This window comes from Microbacterium oxydans (genome assembly GCF_900095745.1).
GTDB classification, from domain to species: Bacteria; Actinomycetota; Actinomycetes; order Actinomycetales; family Microbacteriaceae; genus Microbacterium; species Microbacterium oxydans_B.
In genome coordinates this window covers 120479-144469 of record NZ_FMIR01000006.1, presented here as the reverse complement: position 1 = coordinate 144469, position 23991 = coordinate 120479, and the positions used below count along the sequence as shown (strand labels likewise).

24 protein-coding genes and 1 tRNA gene are annotated in these 23991 nt (G+C 68.3%); 13 read left to right on the top strand and 12 right to left on the bottom strand.

Going from position 1 to position 23991, the window contains the following annotated elements; all coding sequences use genetic code 11:
• Positions 1-42: 42 nt before the first annotated feature.
• Positions 43-1458, bottom strand: a complete 1416-nt coding sequence (locus BQ2383_RS01485) for an MFS transporter (RefSeq protein WP_091028183.1) — start codon at positions 1456-1458, stop codon at positions 43-45.
• Positions 1459-1563: 105 nt separating this feature from the next.
• Between BQ2383_RS01485 and BQ2383_RS01480 the strand changes: the two genes are divergently transcribed.
• On the top strand, positions 1564-2580 hold the full coding sequence (locus BQ2383_RS01480) for a LacI family DNA-binding transcriptional regulator (protein ID WP_167381512.1): 1017 nt from the start codon (positions 1564-1566) through the stop codon (positions 2578-2580).
• A 3-nt stretch (positions 2581-2583) separates the two neighbouring features.
• Here BQ2383_RS01480 and BQ2383_RS01475 read toward each other — a convergent pair whose 3' ends face one another.
• A complete protein-coding gene (locus BQ2383_RS01475) occupies positions 2584-3516 on the bottom strand; it encodes a nucleoside hydrolase (RefSeq protein ID WP_091028176.1) in 933 nt (310 codons plus the stop codon).
• 112 nt (positions 3517-3628) lie between these two features.
• Between BQ2383_RS01475 and BQ2383_RS01470 the strand changes: the two genes are divergently transcribed.
• Positions 3629-4477 carry a ribokinase gene (locus tag BQ2383_RS01470; RefSeq protein WP_091028172.1) on the top strand — a complete coding sequence of 283 codons (849 nt, stop codon included), beginning with the start codon at positions 3629-3631 and terminating at the stop codon, positions 4475-4477.
• A 104-nt stretch (positions 4478-4581) separates the two neighbouring features.
• Here the strand turns inward: BQ2383_RS01470 and BQ2383_RS01465 are convergent.
• Positions 4582-4664: transfer RNA gene (locus BQ2383_RS01465), tRNA-Leu, on the bottom strand.
• A gap of 145 nt (positions 4665-4809) precedes the next feature.
• Between BQ2383_RS01465 and BQ2383_RS01460 the strand changes: the two genes are divergently transcribed.
• The 7 genes from BQ2383_RS01460 to pknB all read left to right on the top strand — a co-directional run bounded on the left by BQ2383_RS01460 (position 4810) and on the right by pknB (position 13682).
• Positions 4810-5535 carry an FhaA domain-containing protein gene (locus BQ2383_RS01460; RefSeq protein ID WP_091028168.1) on the top strand — a complete coding sequence of 242 codons (726 nt, stop codon included), beginning with the start codon at positions 4810-4812 and terminating at the stop codon, positions 5533-5535.
• Complete coding sequence (locus BQ2383_RS01455; RefSeq protein ID WP_091028166.1) at positions 5532-6053, top strand: FHA domain-containing protein FhaB/FipA; 522 nt, start codon at positions 5532-5534, stop codon at positions 6051-6053. The genes BQ2383_RS01460 and BQ2383_RS01455 overlap by 4 nt, the downstream gene beginning before the upstream one ends.
• A 7-nt stretch (positions 6054-6060) precedes the next feature.
• Positions 6061-7371 carry a PP2C family protein-serine/threonine phosphatase gene (locus tag BQ2383_RS01450; protein ID WP_091028162.1) on the top strand — a complete coding sequence of 437 codons (1311 nt, stop codon included), beginning with the start codon at positions 6061-6063 and terminating at the stop codon, positions 7369-7371.
• Positions 7368-8753, top strand: a complete 1386-nt coding sequence (locus tag BQ2383_RS01445; RefSeq protein WP_091028156.1) for an FtsW/RodA/SpoVE family cell cycle protein — start codon at positions 7368-7370, stop codon at positions 8751-8753. Before BQ2383_RS01450 ends, BQ2383_RS01445 begins: the two co-directional genes overlap by 4 nt.
• The gene (locus BQ2383_RS01440; protein ID WP_091028153.1) at positions 8750-10204 is read left to right on the top strand and encodes a penicillin-binding transpeptidase domain-containing protein; all 1455 of its coding nucleotides are present in this window, start codon (positions 8750-8752) and stop codon (positions 10202-10204) included. The genes BQ2383_RS01445 and BQ2383_RS01440 overlap by 4 nt, the downstream gene beginning before the upstream one ends.
• Positions 10201-11946, top strand: coding sequence for a protein kinase domain-containing protein (locus BQ2383_RS01435; protein ID WP_244175848.1), 1746 nt, complete (start codon positions 10201-10203; stop codon positions 11944-11946). Before BQ2383_RS01440 ends, BQ2383_RS01435 begins: the two co-directional genes overlap by 4 nt.
• Before the next feature lie 110 nt (positions 11947-12056).
• A complete protein-coding gene (pknB, locus tag BQ2383_RS01430; protein ID WP_237682341.1) occupies positions 12057-13682 on the top strand; it encodes a Stk1 family PASTA domain-containing Ser/Thr kinase in 1626 nt (541 codons plus the stop codon).
• Between the two features lie 32 nt (positions 13683-13714).
• Here pknB and BQ2383_RS01425 read toward each other — a convergent pair whose 3' ends face one another.
• Genes BQ2383_RS01425 through BQ2383_RS01420 form a run of 3 tightly spaced genes read right to left on the bottom strand, consistent with a single transcriptional unit; the run spans position 13715 to position 15322 of the window.
• Positions 13715-14347, bottom strand: a complete 633-nt coding sequence (locus BQ2383_RS01425; protein WP_091028143.1) for an anthranilate synthase component II — start codon at positions 14345-14347, stop codon at positions 13715-13717.
• Positions 14344-14499: a DUF4175 domain-containing protein gene (locus tag BQ2383_RS19145; protein ID WP_140403281.1), complete on the bottom strand. Its 156-nt coding sequence runs from the start codon at positions 14497-14499 to the stop codon at positions 14344-14346. The genes BQ2383_RS01425 and BQ2383_RS19145 overlap by 4 nt, the downstream gene beginning before the upstream one ends.
• A 28-nt stretch (positions 14500-14527) precedes the next feature.
• The gene (locus BQ2383_RS01420) at positions 14528-15322 is read right to left on the bottom strand and encodes a class E sortase (RefSeq protein ID WP_091028137.1); all 795 of its coding nucleotides are present in this window, start codon (positions 15320-15322) and stop codon (positions 14528-14530) included.
• A 103-nt stretch (positions 15323-15425) separates the two neighbouring features.
• Between BQ2383_RS01420 and BQ2383_RS01415 the strand changes: the two genes are divergently transcribed.
• A complete protein-coding gene (locus BQ2383_RS01415) occupies positions 15426-15665 on the top strand; it encodes a cell division protein CrgA (protein WP_091028134.1) in 240 nt (79 codons plus the stop codon).
• A 279-nt stretch (positions 15666-15944) separates the two neighbouring features.
• On the opposite strand, the gene BQ2383_RS01410 is transcribed toward BQ2383_RS01415, so the two are convergent.
• Positions 15945-16838, bottom strand: a complete 894-nt coding sequence (locus BQ2383_RS01410; protein ID WP_091028130.1) for a rhomboid family intramembrane serine protease — start codon at positions 16836-16838, stop codon at positions 15945-15947.
• A gap of 21 nt (positions 16839-16859) precedes the next feature.
• On the bottom strand, positions 16860-17417 hold the full coding sequence (locus BQ2383_RS01405) for a peptidylprolyl isomerase (RefSeq protein WP_029264182.1): 558 nt from the start codon (positions 17415-17417) through the stop codon (positions 16860-16862).
• 144 nt (positions 17418-17561) lie between these two features.
• Between BQ2383_RS01405 and BQ2383_RS01400 the strand changes: the two genes are divergently transcribed.
• The gene (locus BQ2383_RS01400) at positions 17562-18062 is read left to right on the top strand and encodes a hypothetical protein (protein ID WP_029264183.1); all 501 of its coding nucleotides are present in this window, start codon (positions 17562-17564) and stop codon (positions 18060-18062) included.
• A 56-nt stretch (positions 18063-18118) separates the two neighbouring features.
• Complete coding sequence (locus tag BQ2383_RS01395) at positions 18119-18574, top strand: aminoacyl-tRNA deacylase (protein ID WP_208617602.1); 456 nt, start codon at positions 18119-18121, stop codon at positions 18572-18574.
• Positions 18575-18576: 2 nt separating this feature from the next.
• Here the strand turns inward: BQ2383_RS01395 and BQ2383_RS01390 are convergent, their stop codons facing one another.
• On the bottom strand, positions 18577-18999 hold the full coding sequence (locus tag BQ2383_RS01390) for an NUDIX hydrolase (RefSeq protein WP_091028127.1): 423 nt from the start codon (positions 18997-18999) through the stop codon (positions 18577-18579).
• A 44-nt stretch (positions 19000-19043) separates the two neighbouring features.
• Positions 19044-20639 carry an amidohydrolase gene (locus tag BQ2383_RS01385; protein ID WP_091028121.1) on the bottom strand — a complete coding sequence of 532 codons (1596 nt, stop codon included), beginning with the start codon at positions 20637-20639 and terminating at the stop codon, positions 19044-19046.
• A gap of 117 nt (positions 20640-20756) precedes the next feature.
• Here BQ2383_RS01385 and BQ2383_RS01380 point away from each other — a divergent pair, with 117 nt between their 5' ends.
• Positions 20757-21203, top strand: a complete 447-nt coding sequence (locus BQ2383_RS01380) for a DUF1801 domain-containing protein (RefSeq protein WP_091028115.1) — start codon at positions 20757-20759, stop codon at positions 21201-21203.
• Positions 21204-21250: 47 nt separating this feature from the next.
• On the opposite strand, the gene BQ2383_RS01375 is transcribed toward BQ2383_RS01380, so the two are convergent.
• Together BQ2383_RS01375 and solA are read right to left on the bottom strand one after the other, a co-directional pair.
• Positions 21251-22675, bottom strand: a complete 1425-nt coding sequence (locus tag BQ2383_RS01375) for an aldehyde dehydrogenase family protein (RefSeq protein WP_091028111.1) — start codon at positions 22673-22675, stop codon at positions 21251-21253.
• 136 nt (positions 22676-22811) lie between these two features.
• On the bottom strand, positions 22812-23990 hold the full coding sequence (gene solA / locus BQ2383_RS01370) for an N-methyl-L-tryptophan oxidase (RefSeq protein ID WP_091028107.1): 1179 nt from the start codon (positions 23988-23990) through the stop codon (positions 22812-22814).
• Between the last annotated feature and the right edge of the window lies 1 nt (position 23991).

The following is a 23991-nucleotide window of genomic DNA, read 5'->3' as shown; positions in this document are numbered from 1 at the left end:
AATATCGCCTGGACTGAAGTGGCTGCCGCGGCATCCGACGCGTCACCTCAGCTCGGCATGCACCGGCTTCGGGATGAACATCGAGAAGATCAGCGCACCGACCAGCACGACGGCTCCGGTGACCAGTGCGGCGACGTATCCGGCCCCCGCTCCCGCCGACTCCGAGGCGAACGACGTCTGAGCGGCGTAGATGACGACGAAGCTCAGCCCGGCGCCGAGGTTGATGGCGCCGGTGTTCAGCCCGGGAAGCGACCCCGGGCGCTCCTTCGGCGAGAGCACGACGCCCAGGCCGTTGAGCATGATGTTCCCGATCCCGGCGTAGGTGATGCCGACGGCGACGGAGAGCAGCAGCAGAACGAGGCGTGAGGCGGTCTCGACGTTGGCGACCATGAGCCCGAGCACCACGATGGTGCCGCCGAGGCCGATCCGCAGCATCGTCCGGTACCCGACCGTGGCGGCGAGTCTGCCGCTGAGCGGACCCATCAGCAGGCCGGCGAGGGCATACGGCATGAGGATCCACAGCGACACCTCCTCGGCACTCATTCCGAGGTTCATCGAGGAGTCCTGCGCGAGGGCCGGCACCACGCCGTTCATGATCGCGAAGATCCCGGAGAGGGTGACGAGTGAGGTGGCGCTCAACGCCCAGGTGGCGCGCTGCTTCAGCTGGGGAATCGAGACGAGCGGATGCTCGATCGTGCCCTCGAGCTTCCAGAAGGAGACGAACGAGACGACGGCGACCACGGCGAGGACGAGCACGAGGATCAGATCCGCATCGGCGAGCTTCCCGAGCTCGTTCAGAGCGACGAGCATCGAACCGACGGAGACGACCAGCAGCAGCGACCCCCACCAGTCCATCCGCGGACGGTCTTCGGCCATCGTCTCGGGCGCGAGGAAGCGCACGACGAGAGCAGCACCGACGGCGACACCGCCCATGGTCCAGAAGATCGAGGCGAAGCCGTGGTTGGTCGCCAGATACCCGCCGAGCAGCGCGTCACCGCCGGCGATCCCTCCGTTGACCGCGGTCACGACACCGAGCAGGGTGCCGTAGACCTTCGGATCCGCGACGGCCGCGCGCAGCATGATCAAGCACAGCGGAACCACCGGTCCCGACACCCCCTGGATGAGGCGACCGATGAAGAGCATCGGCACGTTGGTGGCGAGCGCCGCGACGACGCAGCCGACCGCCATCACGACGAGCATCCCGACGAGAACCCGTCGGCGCCCGATCAGGTCGCCGAGACGGGGGAGGAAGAGGGTGAAGAGGGCGGCGGCCGTGAAGAAGACGGTCTGGGTCGACGCGATCTCGGATGCCGTCGCGTCGAGCTCACGCTCCATCGTCACCAGGGCCGGGCTCAGCATGCTGGCGTTGAGTTGGAACGCGAGGCATGCCGCGAGGAGTGCGATCATCAGCGAAACCACGCTGGAGCGGGTACGAACCGCATCTGTCTGGTTGGTCATTGCTCACTTCTTCGTGTCGAGTCGTCGGGTGTTCGCGTGCGTAATCCTTTACGCACGACATATCTTTGAGTCGTGGTGCCGTCGGCACCGGGGATGAGGGTCGTGATGAAGAAGGCGTCCGTCACACTGCACGAGGTCGCGGCCGCCGCCGGCGTGTCCATCGCGACGGTCTCGCGGGCCCTCAACGGCAAGGACCGCGTGTCGGGACGCACGGCCGAGCATGTCGCGCAGGTGGCCGAGCAGCTGGGCTACCGGGTCAACCTCATCGGTCGCGGCCTTCGTGCCGGCACGGGCGCCACCATCGGCGTGGTCGTCCCGGTCATCAGCAACCCCTTCTACGGTGAGCTCATACACCGCCTCGAGGACCATCTGCAGCGCCGCGGGTTCGACCTCGTCATCGCGGACTCGCATGGCGATGTCGACCGCGAGCGCGACCGCCTGCGCATGCTGGTCGAACGGCGCGTGGAGGGCATCTTCGTGGTGCCGTCCGACGCCGAGCTCTCGTTCGAGGCGGTCGCCGACACCGCGCTGAGAGTTCCGCTGGTGCAGCTCGACCGGCGCGTGCTCGATCTTCCGGCCGACTTCGTCGGGGTCGACAACGATGCCGGCATCGACCTCGCGGTCGAGCACGTCACCTCCCGCGGTGCGAAGCGGGTCGTCCTCGTCTCCGGCAACGACGTCACCTCGGTCGGGCGCGAGCGGCGGGCCGCGTTCGAGGCGACGGTGCGCACCCGGGCGCTGCCGCAGGAGGAGAACATCTTCGGCGAATACCTGCTGTCGTTCGGCGAGAACGCCGCGGAAGCGCTGCTGGCCCGCGGTCCGCTTCCCGATGCGATCATCGCCGGAGACGACCTCGTCGCGGCCGGCGCGATCGCGGCGCTGAAACGCGCGGGGATGAGCGTCCCGTCCGACGTGCAGATCACCGGGTTCGACGGCACGATGCTCGCGGATGTCTGCGAGCCGCGGCTGACGACCGTGGTGCAGCCGTTCGACGAGCTCGCACGCGAGGCGACGGAGGCACTGGTGCGACGGATGGAAGACCCCGACGCCCCGTACATCCTCAGCCGTCTGGCACCGAGTCTGCGCGTGGCCGAGTCGACGACGCCCGTCGCGCCGCGCTGAGCGTCAGGCCAGCGCGCCGACAGCATTCGTCACCAGGTCCCAGAACTTCGGCACATCGAGGGTGATCGCGACGTCGGTGTTCGGCTCCTTGCCCAGCATGTCGTGCAGGTCGACACAGGTCGCACCCGCCGTGAACTCGCCGGTCGTCTCGATGTCGACGTGGCAGCGCTGAATCGACGCGACGGCCCGGTCGATCGCGATGGCGACGGTGATGGGGTCGTGCAGCGGTCCTTCCGGCATGCCCTCGGCCTTCTCGTAGGTGCTGCAGAAGAAGCGCAGCAGCTCCACTCCGAATGCCGAGGTGTCGTTGCCGACCGCACCGATGCGCTGGATGACCTCTTCGGTGATCAGCGCCTGATGGGAGATGTTGAGCCCGACCATGGTGAGCGGAACGCCGGACGCGAACACCACGGCCGCGGCCTCGGGATCTGCCCAGGCGTTGAACTCCGGATACGCGCCGACATTGCCGCGGCCGGTCGAGCCGCCCATCCAGATGATCTCCTTGATCTGGGGCACGACCTCCGGATGCTGCTGCAGGAGGAGCGCGATGTTGGTGAGCGGGCCGGTGGGGATCACGGTGATCGGCTCCGGCGAGGCGGCGAGGGTGTCGGCGAGGAACTGCACGGCGTGGCGCGGGTCGAGCGGCACGGTGGGTTCGGGGAGAACCGGTCCGCCGAGCGCGTTCTCGCCGTGGATCCACGCGCCGGGGGTGAGTTCACGGACGAGGGGCTTGTCGGCACCGGCGGCGACCGGCACGTCCGTCACGCCGGCGACCGTGAGTGCGATCCGCGCATTCCGGGTGGTGTGCTCGAGGTAGCCGTTGCCGCCCACCGTCGTCACACCGCGCAGGTCGATGGCGTCGTTTCCGGCCGCGAGCCAGATGGCGAAGACGTCGTCGTGGCCGGGATCGCAGTCGAGAAGGACGGGAATTGTCATGGTGCTCCTTTGCAGATGTGCGTGCGTAAACGTTTACACTTTCTATCATGAACGTCAAGTCGACCGCGATCTCCGCGTTCCGATGCCTCCGCTCAATCCGAAAGCTGCTGCCATGACCTCTCCTGCTCTTCCGTCCGTCGTCGTCGTCGGCAGCGCGAACGTCGACGTCACCGCGTTCGTCGAACGACTCCCCACTGCCGGGGAGACCGTGGCCGGCGGGCGACTCTCCCGCGACCTGGGCGGGAAGGGCGCAAACCAGGCTGTCGCCGCCGCGAAGTTGGGCGGAAAGGTCCGGATGGTCGGCGCCGTCGGCGACGATGCCGACGGTTCCTGGACCCGGCAGGAGATGGAGCGTGCCGGCGTCGATGTCAGCGACCTGCGCACCGTGGATGACGCCACCGGAACCGCGCTCATCGTCGTCGACGCGGATGCCGAGAACCAGATCGCGGTCTGCCCCGGCGCCAACGACCACGTCTCGCTGGACGGCGTGACCTTCGGCTCAGACGAGGCCGTGCTCATGCAGCTGGAGATCTCGCTCACGGTGGTCGAGGAGGTCGTCGCATCGGCGGAGGGATTCATCGCGCTCAACGCCGCGCCCGCCCAGCCGTTGCCCGAGGCTCTGCTGCGCCGGGTCGACCTGTTCATCGTGAACGAGACCGAGCGCGAGCTCATGCCCGAGCTGGCAGAGGCGGAACTCGTCGCGGTCACCTACGGCGCGGCCGGCGCTGCACTGTATCGCCGTGGCGAGGAGATCGCCCGAGCCGACGGCGTCCCCGCCGAGGCCGTCAACACCGTCGGTGCCGGTGACGCCTTCTGCGCGGCCCTCGTGCTCGCCCTGCGCGCCGGGAACGCGCCCGCCGATGCGCTTGCCGCTGCCTGTGCGGTGGGATCGGCGGCGGTGTCGCACTTGTCGTCCCAGCCGCCGTTCGAGCACCTGAGTCGGTATCTGCCGGGGGCCTGAGCGACGCCCGGAGACGGAGAAGGCCCGGTGCCCTCAAGGGAACCGGGCCTTCATCAGAATGACAAAGGCCGAACCCTCTGGGCCCGGCCTTCTGTCATTCGCTGTGCGCGAGGGGGGACTTGAACCCCCACGTCCTTACGGACACTGGCACCTGAAGCCAGCGCGTCTACCATTCCGCCACTCGCGCGAGTGTGTCGTTCCGAAGAACTCAACTTTCCAAAGATATCACGCGATTTCACCCCCTGATGCACACCCCGGAACCCCGATCGGCGGCGTTCCCCCAGGTCACCTGGCTACGATGTGTCTACCGGTCGGCATGCCAGAGGAGCCCAGTGGGACTACTTGACAGCTTTGAGAAGGGTCTCGAGCGCGCAGTCAACAGCGCGTTCGCGAAGACCTTCCGCAGCGGCATTCAGCCGGTGGAGATCGCTTCGGCGCTCCGCCGCGAGGCCGACACGAAGGCGGCGGTCGTGAGCCGCGATCGCATCATCGCGCCCAACAGTTTCGTCGTGCGCCTCAGCCCCGACGACGCGGAGCGGATGCGCGGACTCGGCGGAGCCCTCACCGATGAGCTGCTCGCGCTGCTGACCAAGCACGCCAAAGCACAGGGGTACAGCTTCTCCGGCCCGCTGTCGATCAACCTCGAAGCCGACGACAAGGTCGCCACGGGAACCGTGCGCGTGAACTCGGGCACGGTCGAGGGCCGGGTGAGCTGGCAGGCCGTGGTCGACGTCGACGGCCGTCGTCTCTCGATCAACCGCGCCCGCACGGTCATCGGCCGGGGGACGGATGCCGACATCACGATCGCGGACGCCGGATCGAGCCGCAAGCACGCCGAGATCCTGTGGGACGGCGAGCGCGCCATGATGCGCGACCTCGGCTCCACGAACGGCACCAAGGTCAACGGCCAGAAGCTCCGCGAGGCCGCCCTCCCCACCGACACCACCATCACCATCGGACGTACCGACCTGGTGTTCCGGATCGTCCCCGTGGCCAGCCCGTCGCGCCCCGCGCCACGCGGCGACGACGCCACCCGAGCGTTCGGAGCCCTCGGTTGAGTGAACTGATCCTCCTCCTTCTCCGCATCGGGTTCCTCGTCCTGATGTGGTTCTTCGTTTTCGGCGTCGTGTACTCGCTCCGCGCCGACCTGTTCGGCGTGCGTGTGCGCAAGCTCCCCGCCGAGGCGTCCACGGGCGCTCCTGCTCCTGCGGCAGCACCGGCTCCGACCCCCGCGGCGAGGCCGGCATCCGCCCGCCCGTCGACGGGACCTGCCACCGTCGCGACCGCGAAGCGCCTGGTCATCACCTCCGGCCCCAAGGCAGGCCTCGAACTGCCTCTCAGCGCCGACTCGCTGACGATCGGCCGCTCCAGCGAGTCGGCTCTCGTGATCCGCGACGACTACACATCCAGCCACCACGCGCGCCTGATGCTGCGCGGCGACAGCTGGGCGATCCAGGACCTCGACTCGACCAACGGCACCTTCGTCGCGGGCCAGCGCGTGTCGGGCTCACCGGTCGCCCTCTCGCTCGGCACCCCCATCAAGGTGGGCGCCACGACCTTCGAGCTGCGAGCCTGACCCCGGCATGGTCTTCGAAGGCTCGAGCGTCGCGATCTCCCACACCGGGAAGATCCGCTCCAACAACCAGGACTCCGGGTACTCCGGAGCGAACCTGTTCGCCGTCGCCGACGGCATGGGCGGCCACGCCGGTGGAGACGTCGCCTCGAGCATCGCGATCCAGCGACTGCAGCCCCTCGACCAGGGCTACTCCTCGGTCGAAGACGCGCAGGCTTCGCTGCAGGCCGCCGCGACGACCGCCGCGGGCGATCTCATCCGCGCCGCGAAGGAGCGTCCCGAACTCGCCGGCCTCGGCACCACCGTCAGCGCGATCATCATGGTCGACGAATACGCGGTCATCGGCCACATCGGCGACTCGCGCATCTACCTGTATCGCGACGACGCGCTGACCCAGATCACCGCCGACCACACCTTCGTGCAGCGCCTGGTCGACTCCGGTCGGATCACCCCGGAGGAGGCGCGCTACCACCCGCGCCGCTCGGTCCTCATGCGCGTTCTCAGCGACATGGATGCCGACCCCGAGCTCGACATGTTCGTCATGCACACGCAGCCCGGCGACCGGTGGCTGCTCTGCTCCGACGGTCTCTCCGGCGTGGTCGACGAGACACGCATCCTCAAGGCGATGCAGCTCGGTGTCGCACCCGGCCGCACGGCGGACTACCTCCTCAAGCAGGCGCTCGACGGCGGGGCCCCCGACAACGTCACCATCGTGCTGGTCGACGTCGGCGGACAGCATCCGATCCACTCCGGCACCCCCACGATCGTAGGTTCCGCGTCGAACCCCGACGGCGTCTACGTCCCGCCGGTGCGCCCGCCGCGCGGAAACTGGCTGCACCCGGTGCGACAGGCCGCGAACGAGCCCAGCCACTTCGAGCCAGCCCCCGAGTACCTCGAGGAGCTCATCGAAGAAGATCGGCGTCGCGCGAAGCGCCGCCGGGCGGGCTGGATCGCCGGTGCGCTCCTGGTCGTCGCGATGCTCGTCGTGGCCGCCTTCGCCGCGTACAGCTGGACCCAGACCCGCTACTTCATCGGCGCCGACGACGACAGCGTCGTGATCTTCCAGGGCGTGCAGCAGAACATCGGCCCGATCACGCTGTCGACCCCGATCGAGGACACCGACATCCTCCTCGCGAACCTCCCGCAGTATCAGCGGGCATCCGTCGAGCGCACGATCAACGCGCGCTCGCTGGCCGACGCGATGGCGATCGTCGACCGCCTGCGGGCGGGCGCCGACGCGAACGTGATCGAGCAGACGCCACTGCCGACCCCGCTGCCGACACCGGCACCGACCGCAACCCCCGCGGGAGGTGAGGGATGAGCACCGACCTGCAGGCCGACACCACCGTCATCAAGGCCCTCAAGCGGCTCCGGATGCCGCAGACGCAGCGCAACCGCGAGTTCTGGCTGCTGCTGTTCGCGTGCGCGATGAGCGGCGCCGCCCTCGCTCTCGTCCAACTGGGCGCACTCGGTGTGATCGACCCGATGATCCTCGCGATCGGCGGCGGCCTCGCGGCCCTCGCCTTCGCCCTGCACATCGTGCTGCGTTTCGTCGCCGCCGATGCGGATCCGTTCGTCCTGCCGATCGCGACACTGCTCAGCGGCCTCGGCATCGCGATGATCTACCGCATCGACATCGCCTTCAAGAACACCGGCTGGGACGCCTACTCCACCAAGCAGCTGGCCTGGACCGCGATCTCCCTCGCAGGTGCCATCGCGGTCGTGATCCTGCTGCGCAACTATCGGATCCTGTTCCGGTACACCTACATCTTCGGTCTCGCCGGAATCGTGCTCCTGCTGCTCCCGTTCGTCCCCGGTCTGCGCATCGACGACGCGAACGCGGCCGTCTGGGTGTCGCTGGGTGGCGTCTTCGCCTTCCAGCCGGGCGAGCTCGCGAAGATCTGTCTCGCGATCTTCTTCGCCGGCTACCTCGTGCGCACCCGCGAGAGTCTCACGTCGGTCGGCAAGAGGGTTCTCGGCATCACCTGGCCCCGCATGCGGGAACTGGGACCGGTCCTCGTGGTCTGGCTCATCTCGCTCGGGATCATCGTCTTCCAGCGCGACCTCGGCACCGGAACCCTGATCTTCGGCATGTTCGTCGCGATGCTCTACGTCGCCACGGGGAAGACCAGCTGGGTCCTCATCGGCCTCGGACTCGTGGTCGCCGGCGTGGCGGTCGCGACGCAGATCCTGAGCTACGTGCACGGCCGCTTCATCAACTGGCTGTTCCTGTTCGACGCGAACCAGGTCGACCCCGACGGAGCGGGTTATCAGCCCATGCAGGGCCTGTTCGGGCTCGCCCGCGGCGGACTCATCGGCACCGGCTGGGGCCAGGGACGCCCAGAGGTCACGCCGCTCGCGCACAGCGACTACATCATCACCAGCCTCGGTGAAGAGCTCGGCCTGATCGGGCTGTTCGCCATCCTCTGCCTCTACATGGTCTTCGTCAGCCGCGGCATGCGCATCGGTCTCGCCGGTCAGGACGACTTCGGCAAGCTGCTCGCCACCGGCCTCTCGTTCACCATCGCGCTGCAGGTGTTCATCATGGTCGGTGGCGTCACCCGGCTGATCCCGCTGACCGGCCTGACCACCCCGTTCCTCGCCGCCGGCGGATCGTCGCTCGTGGCCAACTGGCTCATCGTGGCGCTGCTGCTGCGCATCTCCGACGGCGTCCGCCGCCAACCGAGGGTCGTGATCGGATGACGCGAGAGCTCCGCCGCCTCAGCATCGTGATGCTGTTCATGTTCATCGCCCTGTTCGCCGCGACCAGCTGGATCCAGGTCGTCGAGGCCGATGCCCTGGCCCAGAACAGCCACAACAAGCGCACGCGCCTCGACAGCTACGAGATCCAGCGCGGCGCGATCATCGTCGACGGCGCCACCATCGCCAACTCCGTGCCGAGCGACGACAGGTACCAGTTCCAGCGCGTCTACACGGACGCCGCGATGTGGGCGCCGGTCACCGGCTACTTCAACGCGGCGCTCGACTCGCGCACGGGCATCGAGCGCGCCATGAACGCCGAACTCTCGGGCACGGGCGCCAACGCCCTGCTCGCCGAGGTCGAGCGCATCATCTCCGGCCAGCCGCAGCGCGGTTACAGCGTGGAGCTGTCGCTGAACACGGCGGCTCAGCGCGCCGCCTACGAAGCACTCGACGGGCTGCAGGGTGCCGTCGTCGCGATGGATCCGAAGACCGGACGCATCCTCGCCATGGTCTCCACGCCCGGTTTCGACACGAATCAGATGGCGACGCACGACGCGGATGCCGCGAACGCCACCTACGATCAGCTCGTGGCCGACCCCGGCAAGCCGCTGTCCAACCGCGCGATCGCCGGCGACCTCAACCCGCCGGGATCGACCTTCAAGGTGGTCGTCGCGGCGGCCGCGTACGCCAGCGGGAACTGGACCCCGCAGTCGACACTGCCGAACCCCATCTCGTACACCCTCCCCGGCTCTTCCAATCGGGTGTCGAACGCCTGGGGCGGCAAGTGCGGGCCGGGCGCCACGGTCACGATCGCCGAGGCCATCCGGCTCAGCTGCAACATCCCGATGGCGGAGCTCGCCGTCGAGCTCGGCGACGACACGATCCGCGAGATGGCCGAGAAGCTCGGTTTCAACAAGTCCTTCGAGACTCCGCTGGAATCGACCGCCTCCAGCTACCCCCGCGCCCTCGACGACGCGCAGACCGCGCTCACCGGATTCGGTCAGGGCAAGGTCACCGCGACCCCCCTGCAGATGGCCATGGTGTCGGCGGGTCTCGCGAATGACGGGGTCGTGATGAACCCGCGGATGGTGGATGCCGTGATCGGGAACGATCTGTCGGTGATCGAGGCCTTCCAGGACAGCGAGTTCGGCCGTGCGATGGAAGCCGATGTCGCCAACGACGTGACCGCGTCGATGGTGGCCAGCGTCGCTACGGGCGCGGCCCAGGGTGCAAGAATAGACGGGATCGACGTGGCCGGTAAGACGGGCACCGCAGAGAACGGAAACAGGCCGCACACGTTGTGGTTCACCGGCTTCGCGCCGGCGGACGACCCCGCGGTCGCAGTAGCGGTCGTCGTCGAAGACGGCGGCGGACAGGGACAATCAGGCAGTGGCGACACCATCGCCGCTCCGATTGCGAAGAAGGTCATAGAGGCGGTGCTGGGCAGATGAGGCCGACGCAGGGTGTGTCGTTCGGTGGTCGTTACGAGCTGCAGTCGCGTATCGCGATCGGTGGCATGGGCGAGGTGTGGGAAGCGACGGATCACGTCATCGGACGTACCGTCGCGATCAAGATCCTCAAGGACGAGTACATGGGGGACCCCGGGTTCCTCGAGCGGTTCCGTGCAGAAGCGCGGCACGCTGCTCTCGTGAACCATGAGGGCATCGCCAGCGTCTTCGACTACGGCGAGGAGAACGGCAGCGCCTACCTCGTCATGGAACTCGTGCCCGGCGAGGCTCTCTCGACCGTGCTCGAGCGCGACGGTGCGCTCAGCGCCGACAAGACGCTCGACATCGTGGCCCAGACGGCATCCGCTCTGCAGGCCGCACACGCGGCCGGTCTCGTGCACCGCGACATCAAGCCGGGAAACCTGCTGATCACGCCCGACGGCCGCGTCAAGATCACCGACTTCGGCATTGCCCGCATCGCCGATCAGGTTCCGCTGACGGCGACCGGTCAGGTCATGGGCACTGTGCAGTACCTGTCGCCCGAGCAGGCGTCCGGTCACCCGGCCTCGCCCGCCACCGACACCTACTCGCTCGGCATCGTCGCGTACGAGTGCCTGGCGGGCAAGCGTCCGTTCACGGGCGAGTCGCAGGTCGCGATCGCGATGGCGCAGATCAACGAGCAGCCGCCGCCGCTGCCGCCGACCGTGCCGATCCCGGTGCAGAACCTCGTCATGGCGATGATCGCCAAGAAGCCCAGCGACCGCCCCTCGTCGTCCGCGACGGTGGCCCGCGCAGCGCAGGCGCTTCGTCGCGGCGACCTGAACTCCGCAGCCATCGCCGTTCCCGCGATCGCGACCGGGGGGATCGCCGGCGACGACGACGCGACGCGCATGCTCACGGCGTCGGGAGACGACGGCACCACCCGCATCCTTCCCACCACCGCCCAGCTCCCCACAGACGAAGCGGCGGCGGACGAGAAGAAGAAGAAGAAGAGCCCGTGGACCTGGCCGCTGATCGCTCTGATCGCCCTGCTGGTGATCGTGCTCGGCGGAGCCGTGTGGGCGATGCTGATGAACCAGGGTGACCCTGACGCGAAGCCGTCGGATTCGGCTTCTCCGTCGCAGTCCCAGACGCAGACACCGCCGCCGGCGACGACTCCACCGCCCGAGGTGGTCCGCGTCGACGTCACCGCGTTGAACCTGGTGAAGATGGACTGCGGCACGGCCACATCCACTCTCAAGGAGGCCGGCTTCACGGGCGAGATCACCTGCCCCGAGGGCGACCCGGCTCCGACCGATGGCGACGTCGGCAAGGTGTACCGTGTGGTCCCCTCCGGCAACGTCGAGACGACGCAGCCGATGACCCTCACGATCTACGCCGCGCGCGCAGCCCTGCCGACCCCGACCGACACCCCGACCATCACGGGTGACCCGATCGCCGGCAGCACCGTCACCATCTCCTGGGGCACCGGGTTCACGTGCCCGAGCGGCACGACGCTCTCCGGATACGTCGTCTCGCTCCAGAACGGCACGTTCGTGTCGGGCGGGCCGAACTTCCAGCCGACGCAGCGGAACACGCAGATTCAGGTGGCTGATGCCGCGGGCCAGCAGCTGATCGTCACGTACCAGGGCATGTGCTCGGGTGGCGACCAGCGCACGTCGTCCGCGTCCCCGCCGCTCTCCGTTCCGATCGTCGCCGCGACCGACCCCGGCGAGGGTGACGGAGGCGGCGGCACCGAAGGGTAGCCTTTAATCCAGCTCAGCCGCAGTCGTTTTCCAGGGGGTAGTACGTGTCCACAGAGCCACGAGTCATCGCGGGTCGATACCGCGTCGACGAGCTCATCGGGCATGGCGGTATGGCCAAGGTCTATCGCGGCTACGATCTGACGCTCGGCCGTGAGGTCGCGATCAAGATCCTCGATCCCGACCTGGCACGCGACACCGCCTTCCGCACCCGTTTCCGCCTGGAGGCGCAGGCGGCGTCACGCATGTCGCACCCGTCGATCGTGCGCGTGTTCGACGCCGGCGACCCCTCGTCGAATGATCCGTCGTCCGACGAGCCGCCGTACATCGTGATGGAGCTCGTCAAGGGCACGCTCCTCAAGCAGATCATCTCCGAGGGACCGGTGCCGGTGGCCGACGCCGTGCGCTACGTCGACGGCATCCTCGAGGCGCTCGACTACTCGCACCGCGCGGGTGTGGTGCACCGCGACATCAAGCCCGGCAACGTCATGGTGACCGACAAGGGCCAGGTCAAGGTGATGGACTTCGGCATCGCCCGAGCCGTCTCCGACTCCTCGTCGACCGTGGCCGAGACCACGCAGATCATCGGCACCGCCGCCTACTTCTCGCCGGAGCAGGCCAAGGGCGAGCCCGTCGATGCCCGCGCCGACCTGTACTCGACCGGTGTCGTGCTGTACGAGCTGCTCACCGGCCGCCAGCCGTTCCGCGGCGAGTCGCCGGTGGCGGTCGCCTACCAGCACGTCAGCGAGACCCCGATCCCGCCGACCGAAGTGAACGAGGATGCGCCGGGCGCACTCGACCCGATCGTCCTGCGAGCCCTCGCGAAAGACCCCTATCAGCGGTACCCGGATGCCGCGCACTTCCGCGCCGCCCTGGATGCCGCCGTCACCGGGATCGCGCCGACCCGCAAGCAGCTCGGTGCACTGACGAGCGAGCTGTACGGTCCGAGCCCGCGTCAGGCTCAGGAGACCGCGCGTTCGCTGCGCCAGCTCAGCTCCGACACCACCATGACCCGCACCCAGTCGGGTCCTCCGGTCGCCTGGATCTGGGCCGGTGTCGCCCTGCTCGCGGTGCTGCTGGCGTCCGTGCTGTTCTGGGTGGTCACGATCAGCATGCGTCCGCCCGAGGTGCCGAGCACCTCGCGCATCATCCCCAACCTCGTGAACGTGTCGTCCGAGCGCGCACAGGACGACCTCGCGAAGCTCGATCTGACGGCGAAGATCGTGATCGAGTCGAGTTCCGAGATCACCGAGGGCAACGTCATCCGCACCGACCCCGAGGCGGGAGTCTCGGTGGAGGAGGGCTCGACGGTCACCGTGCACGTCTCCTCGGGCGTGGAGACCGTGGTGGTGCCGAAGATCGAAGGCATGGGCCTCGACGATGCCACCAAGGCGCTGAAGGCCGCCGGCCTCGAACTCGGGACCGTGATCCAGCGCAACGACAAGGGTCTCGCCGCCGGCACCGTGATCTCCGCCAGCGAGGCGGCAGAGACTGAGGTCGCCCCCGACACCGTCGTCAACCTCGTCGTCGCCAGCGGCAAGGTGACGCTGACCGACCTCGTCGGCTGGACCGTCGAGGCCGCGACGACGAACCTCACCGACCTCGGGCTGACGCCGGTGCCCGTGGAAGAGGCGGACTGCGCTCCCACGGAGCCCCCGACCGTACACTCGATGTCGGTCGCACCGGGCGACGTGCCGATCGGCTCGCCGGTCGAGCTGCGCTACTGCGCGGCACCCTGAGTCTCTCGCGACGCACCCCGTGCACCGTCGTGTCAGCGTGAGAGTGGATGCAGGCTTTCGGATCGAGCCACGGCATCCTCGTCACCGCAGAGTTCCAGCCAGTTCGCGAGAAGGCGGTACCCGCCTTCGGTGAGCACGCTCTCCGGGTGAAACTGCACGCCGTGCAGCGGCAGCTCTCGGTGCGCGAGCGCCATGACCGTTCCACTCTCAGTCCAGGCGGTGACGACGATCTCGGGCGGGAGGTCGGCTGGCGCGAGCGCGAGGGAGTGATACCGGCCGACGTCGAACGGCGACGGGATTCCCGCGAACAGCGCTGATCCGTCGTGCGTGACCGCGGAGACCATGCCGTGCATCAGCTCGGGTGCCTCTCTCACCGCGGTGCCGAGCGCTTCGCCGATGGCCTGATGCCCGAGGCAGACCCCGAGCGTCGGCATCCGTAGTCGTGCGGCGATCCGTACCGCGTCGAGAGACATTCCGGCGTCGGCGGGGCGGCCGGGACCGGGGGAGAGCAGCAGGGCGTCGTACCCGGCGAGCATCCGCTCGAGTTCGGCGGCGTCCAGCGCGTCGGATTCGACCATCGTGGTCTCGGCGCCGAGCTCGTGGACGTAGCCGACGAGGGTGTGCACGAAGCTGTCGTGGTTGTCCACCACGAGAACTCGGGTCATTCGACGTCGACCTCGCCGGGGGCGATGATCGGGCTGATCCAGGGGAACACGTACCAGAACAGCCCGTAGAGCACGGCGGCGATGACCACGACCAGGATGAGGACCCGCAGCCACCACGGGCCGGGCAGCAGGCGCCAGAGTGCGGCGTACATCAGTCTTCTCCCTCGTGAGCGTCCACGGTCACACCGATGGGGCGGCCGGAGGCGGCGGCGGGTCGGTCAACGCGGTCGGAAGTCCCTCGGCGCGGGGCTGGAAGCTCTCGAACACCCCGTAGGCGACGATGCGCTCCGCGAGGGAGTACAGCGGGGAGCAAGCCGTGAGCGTGATGTACTGCTCTCCGGTCTGCTGCTCCGGCATCTGCGGCACGTCGGCGAGCACATCGGTCTGTGTCGGCTTGACGTATTCGAGCGTGCGGAAACGGTACGTGTACCAGCCGTCGGGCGTCTCGACCACGATCGCATCGTTCAGCTGCAGCTTGTCGAGCTGGTTGAACGGCTTGCCCCAGGTGGTGCGGTGTCCGGCCATCGAGAAGTTTCCGACCTCGCCGGGCATCTTCGAGTCCTTGTAGACGCCGATGCCCTTCTGATCCAGGGTTCGCGCACGGCTCGTTCCGCCGTAGATGCCGAAGTTGTAGTCGGCTCCGAAACGGGGGATGTGCATCTGCCCGAACCATGTGGCGTCCGCCGGTGCTGCGGGCACCGGGGGCACATAGGCGGTGGTGCCGTCGTCCTCTTCCACGACCGGCGGCAGCTCAGGCGCCTCGCCCTGTGCGAGCTCCTGCGAGATGGCTGCACCCTCGTCGTTCTTCTGAGCGCTGATGATGATGTCGCCGATCCACATCTGCCACGCGACGAAGAGCAGGACGAGCACTCCGGCGGTGAGGAGCAGTTCGCCGAGCACGCTCGCGAACGTGGCGCGAGAGCGTGGTCGCTCTCGCCGCGGGCGTCGCCCCCCAGGCACGACGGATGCAGTCATGCCGCGATCATATCCCGGGACGCTGAACGGCTGTCGGTGAGCCCGCCGTCGCTCGCTCGCTGCGGACTCGGCGGCTCATGGGTGTCATGGGTACAATGACGGCATGGCACGTGACCGTAAGAGTGAAGAACCCGTTGTCGAGCGCGCCGAAGGCGAGGCCGCTCCCAATGCGGTGTGGTTCAAGCCGGTGATGATCGGCTTCATGCTCCTCGGTCTCGCGTGGATCCTGGTCTTCTACATCTCGGGCATGCAGTTCCCGATCCCGGGTCTCGACAACTGGAACCTGGCCATCGGCCTCGGCATCGCTCTGATCGGCTTCCTGATGACCACTCGCTGGCGCTGACGCCACTCCTTCTTCCCGAAAGGCCCCTCGCACAGCGAGGGGCCTTTCTTCATGCTCCGAGTGAGGATGGCTCAGGCAAGGGCGCGGGGTTGTTCCCGGAGCGAGCATCGGGAGGGACCCGCGAAGCGGGAGGGAACCCGCTCTGCGAGCGAAGGAACGACCCCGCGCCCGACCCACAAGCCGAACCGAGCGAAAGTTATCCACAACCTTCTCCACAGCCTGGGGAGAATTACACCGGTGTTATTCACAGGGGTTAACAACCCTGTTAACAACTCGGGATCAGGACAAAATGATCAGCGGCGGGATGAAGGCGACGATGACGATCAACAGGACGACGAGCGCGGAGAGCAGAACGATCTGCCACGTGCGCTGGTCTCGACGCCTCGTCCGGGTGTAGATGAGGGCGACCAGCGCGCCGACGATCGCACCGCCGAGGTGCGCCTGCCAGGAGATGCCACCGGCGAAGAAGCCGAAGGCGAAGTTGATGCCGAGGATCACGAGGATCCCGGTCACGTTCGCGCCGATGTGGCGACCGATGATCAGCAGCGAGGCCAGCATTCCGAAGATCGCACCGGATGCGCCGACCGTCGGGTCCAGGGGTGCGAGGAGAGCGACCGCCACCGAGCCGCCGAGGCCGCTGATCAGATAGAGGGCCAGGAAGCGGGCGCGACCGAGCATGGGTTCGAGGCTCTGGCCCAGCATCCACAGGGCGAGCATGTTCAGCGCGAGATGGATGAAGCCGCCGTGCACGAACAGCACGGAGAGGAGGCGCCAGGGCTCGAAGCCCGCGCCGAAGAGATTCGGGTAGAGATACGGCGCGTAGAAGGCGAGAGCCTGCGTGATCGGCCCGTTCATCCCGGGGATCAGCTGCACCAGGCCGATGAACGACGTGACGGCGAGCAGGATGTACGTGACGATCGGCTTGCCGCTGCGGGCGATCGCCATGGTGCCGCCGCTGCGAGCACCCCACCGACGCTGGGCCTTCTTCTGCGCGGGGGTGCGGTTCTTGCGCTCGGCGTTCATGCACTCCGGGCAGATGACGCCGACGGGCGCCTGTGTCTGGCACTCGGGGCAGATGGTGCGCATGCACCGCTGGCAGAGCACGAAGCTCTGCCGATCCGGATGCCGGTAACAGAAGTTGTCGCGATTGCTCGTGAACTCAGGCGTGGTCATCCGGATCGGCCGCAGCTGTCGTCAGGCCGCGACGATGTCGATCGACTGCAGCACGACGGGCTCGACCGGCCGGTCTCCGCCACTGGTCGGCACGGCACCGATCTTGTCGACGACAGCCCGCGAGGCGTCGTCGGCGACCTCGCCGAAGATCGTGTGCTTGCCCTGGAGCCACGGGGTCGGGTCGGTGGTGATGAAGAACTGCGACCCGTTGGTGCCCTCGGGCTTGCCGGTGATGGCGTTGCGGCGAAGGCCGGCGTTGGCCATCGCGAGGATGTACGGCTTGTTGAAGTCGAGCTCCATGTTGATCTCGTCGTCGAAGTTGTAGCCGGGACCGCCGACGCCCTGTCCGAGCGGGTCGCCGCCCTGGATCATGAAGTTCGGGATGATGCGGTGGAAGATGACGTCCTTGTAGAGAGGACCCTCGCCCGGCTTGCCGGTGGCGGGATCGGTCCACTCCTGGGTGCCGTCGGCGAGGCCGACGAAGTTCTTGACCGTCTTCGGTGCGTGATCGCCGAAGAGGTTGATGACGATGTCACCGTGGTTGGTGTGCAGGGTTGCGACGTGGGAAGCGTGAGCCATGCCCTCATTCTCGCAGAGCTTTCGGTGAGTTCGCCCGGCGTACCCCGGATCCGCCGACAGCGCAAGGGCCGGGCGATTCCCGCCCGGTATCCAGCCTCCCGTGGCAAGATGGGGAACCCGTACTCCAATGGACAGGAGAGCATCGTGAGCCTCAGCCGCAAGCGGAAGAAGGAACTGCGTCGTCTTCAGAACGACGCCAACCAGCTCTGGGAGAACCAGCAGGTGCTCGTCGGTCACGCCGCCGATGTCGCCCGCGAGGCCGGACGTCAGCTCGGAAACATCAATCGCGAGCAGGTCGTGCCGGTCATCCAGGACACGTACAACCGCCGTGTCGCCCCGGTCGTCGACCGTGGCGTGAAGCTCGGCAAGCACGTCGTGGACGACAAGTTCGTCCCGATCGTGGGCGGAGTCGTCGGTACGGCGCTGACCGCGTGGGACGTCGCGAACGCCAAGCGCCACGGTGTGGCCGTGCAGGTGCGCAAGGCGACCGCGCCGCAGAAGTCGGGCCCGGGCGTCGGCTCGGTCATCGCGATCATCCTCGGTGCTGCCGCGGCCGTCGGTGTGCTCTACGCCGCATGGCAGGCGCTGCGTGCCGACGACGAGCTCTGGGTCGCGGACGACCCGCTCGCCGCGCCCGACGCGTGACCCCGTCTGATCTCGCCTCCGTCGCCTCTGGTGGCGGGGGCGATCGGCATGCGCGGGTGCGTGAGGCCGCCGCCGCGCGCGGACTCGACATCGAGATCCGCGAACGCCCTGCGGCAGGCAGCCTCTTCGAGGCGGCCGAGCTGCTGGGCATCCCGCCGTCGGGCATCGTGAAGACGCTCGTCGTGAAGCGCTCGGACGATACCTTCCTGTTCGCGCTCGTGCCCGGCGGACGCTCGATCTCGTGGCCGAAGCTGCGCGCCCTGGTGGGCGTGAACAAGCTGCGCCTGCCCGAGCCCGAGCTCGCGCTCCAGGCGACCGGCTACGAGCGGGGCACCATCGTTCCCATCGGCAGCACCACGGATTGGCCGATCTACGCCGACGAGTCCATCGTGGGTCAGCGCATCGCGATGGGTGCCGGCGCTCACGGTTACAGCCTCTTCGTCGAGGCCGACGACCTCATCGCCGCGTACGGAGCGACCGTCGCCGACATCTCGGTTCCCGAGGAGCGCTGACCTCAGAGGATGCCGGCCATGCGCATCGCGATGTCGACGAGCTTGACCCGCTGCAGTTCGGCCACGGACTTCAGGGGGAACCACTCGGCCATGTCGGTCGAGCCATCGGTCTCGAAGCGCAGCTTGCCGCCCGTGACCTGCGCGCGATAGACGATGCGCAGCGTGTGCAGCGGATCCGCGGCCTTCTGCACGCGGCGTCCCGCGGGGATGACCCGGGAGTGGATGCCGAGGAGCTCGCCGACCTTCACGGTGTAGCCGGTCTCCTCCCGGAGCTCGCGGCGCACCGCATCCTCCGGGGACTCACCGGGTTCGAGTCCGCCTCCCGGCATGGTCCACGCGACGCGACGCCCGTCGATCCACCGCGCCAACAGCAGACGCCCGTCGTCATCGGTGACGACCGCGTACGCCGCTACACGCAGGTCCATGGCTCACACACTATCCGGCGGCGGAGACCCCGGATGACCGCATGTCAGACGACCCGGGCGCCGCTCACATAGGTCGCGGTCACCTGAGTTTCGGCGAGGTCTTCCGCCGAGACCGTGAGGGGATCACGGTCGACCACGATGAAGTCGGCGAAGAGTCCGGGGGCGAGGGTGCCGACCTCATGCTCGCTGAAGAGCTGCCAGGCCGCGTTCGCGGTGTGCGCGAGAAGTGCCTGTTCGCGCGTGACCGGGGTGCCGCCCGGCATCCGGTGTCCATTGCGAGTCGTGCGGGTCTCGGCGACGGCCATGTTGCGGAAGGGCTCGTTGGGGGTGACCCAGCCGTCGTTGTGGAAGGTCGCCCGATGACCGGCGGCGAAGGCGGCACCGGCATCGGCCCACGCACCGCCGTGCTCCGGGCCGAAGAGGTCGTCGACCAGCACCTCTCCCCAGTAGGTGATGTGGTCGACGAAGAGACTGACGGTGACGCCGAGGGATGCCGCGCGCTCGAACTGCTCCGGCGTCATGGCTCCGCAGTGCTCGAGCCGGAAGCGGTGGTCGGTGAGCCCGTGCTGCCGGATGAGCTGCGCATACACGTCGAGGGTCGCGTCGATCGCGAGGTCTCCGTGCGCATGGCAGGCGAGCTGCCAGCCGGCGGCGGCATAGGGATCGGCGATCGTCCGCAGCTGTTCGGCCGTGTAGTTCGCGTGCCCGACATGGTGCGGCTCGAGCCCGAGGGAGCGGGTCGCCGCGGTGTCGAGGTAGGGGAAGGAGGTGGCGATGTTGCCCACCCACGGGGAACCGTCGGACCAGGTCTTCACCCCGGTCTGCCGGAACACGGGATCGTCTTCGCCGCGCGGAGCCGCGACTCCGCCGGGGCGGGACATCTCGTACCACCGCAGCCGCACAGGCATCGCACCCTGCGCACGAAGGGCGTCGATGAGCGGGTTGAGCTCGGGGTTCCACGACAGGTCCGACACCGTGGTGATGCCGCGGGATGCGAGGTCGTGCAGGTGCGCGGGGAGGATCCGGGGGAGGTGCTGCTGCGCCTTCGCGAGCATCGGCGCCACGACCTGCTCGACCGCGGCGGCCTCGAGGGCGACGCCCGTGAGCTCCCCCGCGGCATCGCGGCCGAACGAGGCGCCGACCGGATCGGGGGTGTTCCGATCGAGGCCCGCGGCGAGCGCGGCCGCGGTGTTGAAGTACACGGAATGGCCGGAGTTGTGGATCACGACGAGGGGCACGCTGCCCGCGAGCTCGTCGAGGAAGCGGATGTCGGGGTCGGGCAGTCCGCGCTGCAGCAGAGCATCCCACCCGTTTGCGAAGACCGCTTCGCCCCCGGCATCCGCCACCGCCGCTCGGAGCGCGGCCAGGACGCCTTCCGCCTCGGGGATCACGACGGGACGGAGGTCGACCACGAGGTCGGACAGCAGGATCGCGGAGAATCCCGGATGCCCGTGCGGTTCGATCAGACCGGGCATGACCCAGCCGTCGAGGGCTGCGGTCTCGGCATCCGGGAAGCGACGGCGGAGTTCGTCCGCCGCCCCGACGGCGACGATCGTGCCGTCGTCGACGGCCATCGCCTCGGCTTCGGCGTCAGCGCTCGGGGAGAGCGGACGGATGCGGCCGGTGAAGACTGTCGTCATGGCGCCAGTCTGGCAGTCGCGGTGCCGTCGAGGATCGATCACGAATCGAGAAGCACACCGCGGCCGAGCGTACGTAGTCTGAATCCCACACCCGGCAGCACATCGAGAGGACCGACCATGGCCGAGAAAGAGAAGAACTTCAGCGCCGAGGAACGCGAGGCCATGCAGGCCGCCGCGAAGGAGGCCCGCACCCGTCGCTCCCGCGCGAAGAAGTCGCCCGAGGAGCTGCGCGCTGCGGGGGAGGCCGACATCAAGGAGGCGATCGAGAAGCTGACTCCCGAGGATCAGGCGCTGTCGAACAAGCTGCACGCCCTCGTCTCCGAGGTCGCGCCCGAGCTCGTGCCCCGCACCTACTACGGCATGCCGGCGTGGGGTCGCGACGGCAAGGTGCTCTGCTTCTTCCAGCCCGCCAGCAAGTTCAAGGTGCGCTACGGCACGTTCGGCTTCGAGCCCATCTCGAACCTCGACGACGGCACGGTCTGGCCGACCGCGTACGCGGTCACGGACCTCACGAAGGCCGATCTGGAGTTCCTCGCGGAGCGCATCCGCGTCGCGATCAGCTGACCGCGCGGCGAGCAGAGGTGCGCGGCGACGGACCGCGCACCTCTCGCTCAGCCGCTGATGATCTGCGGCACGGCGACCGACTTCAGCCCTTCGACTCCGAACTCGAGTCCGTAGCCCGACGACTTGTGGCCCCCGAACGGGATCATCGGATGCACACCGCCGTGCGAGTTGATCCACACGGTTCCGGCCTGGATGCGCGCGGCCACCTTGCGGGCCTCCTCACGTTCCCCCCAGACTGATGCGCCGAGGCCGACGTCGAGGCCGTTGGCGCTGGCGATCGCGTCATCCACGTCGGTGTAACGGATGATCGGCAGTGCGGGTCCGAACTGCTCCTCGTCGACCAAGGCCACCCCGTCTGTCACATCCGCCACGAGGGTGATCGGGTAGAAGAGCTCTCCGAGCTCCGTCGCCGGTGCACCACCCGTGACGATCCGGCCGCCGTGGCGCGCCGCGTCGTCGACCAGGTCGCGCACGATCTCGAACTGGGCGTGGTTCTGCAGCGGACCGAGCACGTTCTGCTCATCCAGGCCGTTGCCCATCGGGGTCTGCCGAGCGACATCGGCCAGCGCGTCGACGACCTCGTCGTAGACGGAGTCGTGCACGTACAGGCGCTTGAGCGCGGCACAGGTCTGTCCGGTGTTGATGAACGCGCCCCAGAAGAGATCTTGCGCGATCGCCGTCGCGTCGACGCCCGGCAGCACGATCCCGGCGTCGTTGCCGCCCAGCTCGAGCGTGAGGCGGGCGAGGTTCTGCGCCGAGCTCTCGACGATGCTGCGTCCGGTCGCGGTCGATCCCGTGAACATGACCTTGCCGATGTCGGGGTGCGACGCGATCCTGGCCCCCACCTCGCGATCACCGGCGACACCGATGAGGACGTCGCCGGGGAGCACCTGGTTCATGACCTCGATCAGCGCCAGCACGCTGAGTGTCGTGTATCCGCTCGGCTTCACGACGACCGTGTTGCCCATGCGCAGCGCCGGAGCGATCTGCCAGATGCCGATCATGAGGGGCCAGTTCCACGGGCCGATCGCACCGACCACGCCGATCGCGCGGTAGTGCAGCTCAGCATGGGTCTCATCGTCGTCCACCACGGTCTCCGGCTCGAGGGGCGTGGCAGCGGCGGTGCGCAGCCACGCGGAGCAGGCACCCACCTCGAAGCGCGCGTTCGGACCGTTGAGTGGTTTGCCCTGTTCGCGGGAGAGCAGTCGGGCGAGCGGCTCGGCATTCGCGTCGATCGCATCGGCCACCCGGTTCAGAAGCGCACTGCGCTCCGCATGGCCGAGTGCATCCCACCCGGGCTGAGCCGCCTTCGCCCGCGCGACCGCGGCGTCGAGCTCGTCGACCGTGTGCACGGGTGCTCGTCCGATCGGTTCGCGCGTCGCCGCGTCGACCACTTCGCGACCCCGACCTTCGGGGGCGCCGACGCGCTCCAGCAGGGCGGCCTCGTCCAGAACCGGGGCGTTCTCCGACATCACTGTCTCCTCACGATGGGGTGCGCGACAGGTTCATCGCGCAGTTCGAGTCTGTGCTCGGCGGTCGAGCGGGGTTTGACTGCCCGTGCGGCGCGCTTGTCGGTCCGTGACCGAACAGCGGAGCCCGGAACGCGGCTCAGTGACCGCCGCCGCGGTACGGACCGACGGTCGCCAGTCGGTCGAGGTGGGCGGCCATCGAGAAGTGCGGATCGATCCCGGCGTCGCCCGGCTGCGTGGCGAGCCGAGCGGCCCATTCCCCGAGCACGGGCGCGAACTTGAAGCCGTGGCCCGAGAGACCGGTCACCGTGACGACTCGCTCGCTCTCGCTCACGTCGACGATCGGGGTGCGATCGGGCGTGTAGGCACAGTGGTGCACGCTGGAGCGCACGGGCTCGGGGTTCAACGACGGGAAGAACTCCTTCGCCTGCTGCCCGATCTTCACGAGTTCGTGCCGGGTGTACTCCCGCGGAACCTCGTCGACATCGCGGGCGACCGGCCAGGTCGGGTTGCTGCTCGCCTTGATCGAGTAGCCGTCGAGGCTCGGCGCTCCGAAGAAGTGCACGGGGCCGACGTCGCGCAGGAACGCGGGGAACCGTTCAGGGAGGAAGGCGGCGATGTCCGTGGGCATGAACCAGGTCAGCCCGAGCACCTGCAGTCGCAGCAGGTCACGCAGTCGACCGTCGAGTCGAGTTGACCAAGACCCCGATGCGAGGATCACGGTGTCAGCGCGGATCGCCTCGGTCGGGGTCCGCACCACGACGCCACCGGGCTCTTCTTCGATCGCGAGCACCGGGGTGTGGAAGTGCAGCTGCGCGCCGGCGGCCTCGGCGAGATCGAGCGCCGCCATCAGCGAGACCTCTGGTCGGATGCCGCCGCCGTGGTGGTCGAGCACCCCGACGTCACCGTCGTGCACGTTGTGCTGCGGGTGGGCGCGACGCAGCTCCTCGGTGTCGTAGAGCGTGTGCGGCAGGTCGAACTCGCGCACCGTATCGAGAGTCGTGCGCATCTCGACCCGGTCGGGCTGCGCGATCGACAGCGCACCCACCTCGAGGTAGAGCTCCCGGCCGGACTGCTGCTCGAGTTCACGCCACAGCCGCCTTGACTCCTGCAGCATCGGCACGTAGCGACCACCCTCGTGATACGCCGTGCGGAACACGCGGGACTCCCCGGCGTACGAGCCGCGGTCGTGCACCTTGCCGTACTGCTCGATGCCGATGACCTCGACGTCGTCGCGCTGTGACAGTCGCCATGCGGCGAGCGCACCCACCGCTCCCAGCCCGACGACGACGATCCGCTTTTTGGCCTGTGCACTCATG

Coding starts and splice junctions, on each gene's coding strand:
- BQ2383_RS01485 (WP_091028183.1), bottom strand. CDS start 1,458: ATGACCAACCAGACAGATGCGGTTCGTACCCGCTCCAGCGTGGTTTCG.
- BQ2383_RS01480 (WP_167381512.1), top strand. CDS start 1,564: ATGAAGAAGGCGTCCGTCACACTGCACGAGGTCGCGGCCGCCGCCGGC.
- BQ2383_RS01475 (WP_091028176.1), bottom strand. CDS start 3,516: ATGACAATTCCCGTCCTTCTCGACTGCGATCCCGGCCACGACGACGTC.
- BQ2383_RS01470 (WP_091028172.1), top strand. CDS start 3,629: ATGACCTCTCCTGCTCTTCCGTCCGTCGTCGTCGTCGGCAGCGCGAAC.
- BQ2383_RS01450 (WP_091028162.1), top strand. CDS start 6,061: ATGGTCTTCGAAGGCTCGAGCGTCGCGATCTCCCACACCGGGAAGATC.
- BQ2383_RS01445 (WP_091028156.1), top strand. CDS start 7,368: ATGAGCACCGACCTGCAGGCCGACACCACCGTCATCAAGGCCCTCAAG.
- BQ2383_RS01440 (WP_091028153.1), top strand. CDS start 8,750: ATGACGCGAGAGCTCCGCCGCCTCAGCATCGTGATGCTGTTCATGTTC.
- BQ2383_RS01435 (WP_244175848.1), top strand. CDS start 10,201: ATGAGGCCGACGCAGGGTGTGTCGTTCGGTGGTCGTTACGAGCTGCAG.
- pknB (WP_237682341.1), top strand. CDS start 12,057: ATGGCCAAGGTCTATCGCGGCTACGATCTGACGCTCGGCCGTGAGGTC.
- BQ2383_RS01425 (WP_091028143.1), bottom strand. CDS start 14,347: ATGACCCGAGTTCTCGTGGTGGACAACCACGACAGCTTCGTGCACACC.
- BQ2383_RS19145 (WP_140403281.1), bottom strand. CDS start 14,499: ATGTACGCCGCACTCTGGCGCCTGCTGCCCGGCCCGTGGTGGCTGCGG.
- BQ2383_RS01420 (WP_091028137.1), bottom strand. CDS start 15,322: ATGACTGCATCCGTCGTGCCTGGGGGGCGACGCCCGCGGCGAGAGCGA.
- BQ2383_RS01415 (WP_091028134.1), top strand. CDS start 15,426: ATGGCACGTGACCGTAAGAGTGAAGAACCCGTTGTCGAGCGCGCCGAA.
- BQ2383_RS01410 (WP_091028130.1), bottom strand. CDS start 16,838: ATGACCACGCCTGAGTTCACGAGCAATCGCGACAACTTCTGTTACCGG.
- BQ2383_RS01405 (WP_029264182.1), bottom strand. CDS start 17,417: ATGGCTCACGCTTCCCACGTCGCAACCCTGCACACCAACCACGGTGAC.
- BQ2383_RS01390 (WP_091028127.1), bottom strand. CDS start 18,999: ATGGACCTGCGTGTAGCGGCGTACGCGGTCGTCACCGATGACGACGGG.
- BQ2383_RS01385 (WP_091028121.1), bottom strand. CDS start 20,639: ATGACGACAGTCTTCACCGGCCGCATCCGTCCGCTCTCCCCGAGCGCT.
- BQ2383_RS01380 (WP_091028115.1), top strand. CDS start 20,757: ATGGCCGAGAAAGAGAAGAACTTCAGCGCCGAGGAACGCGAGGCCATG.
- BQ2383_RS01375 (WP_091028111.1), bottom strand. CDS start 22,675: ATGTCGGAGAACGCCCCGGTTCTGGACGAGGCCGCCCTGCTGGAGCGC.
- solA (WP_091028107.1), bottom strand. CDS start 23,990: ATGAGTGCACAGGCCAAAAAGCGGATCGTCGTCGTCGGGCTGGGAGCG.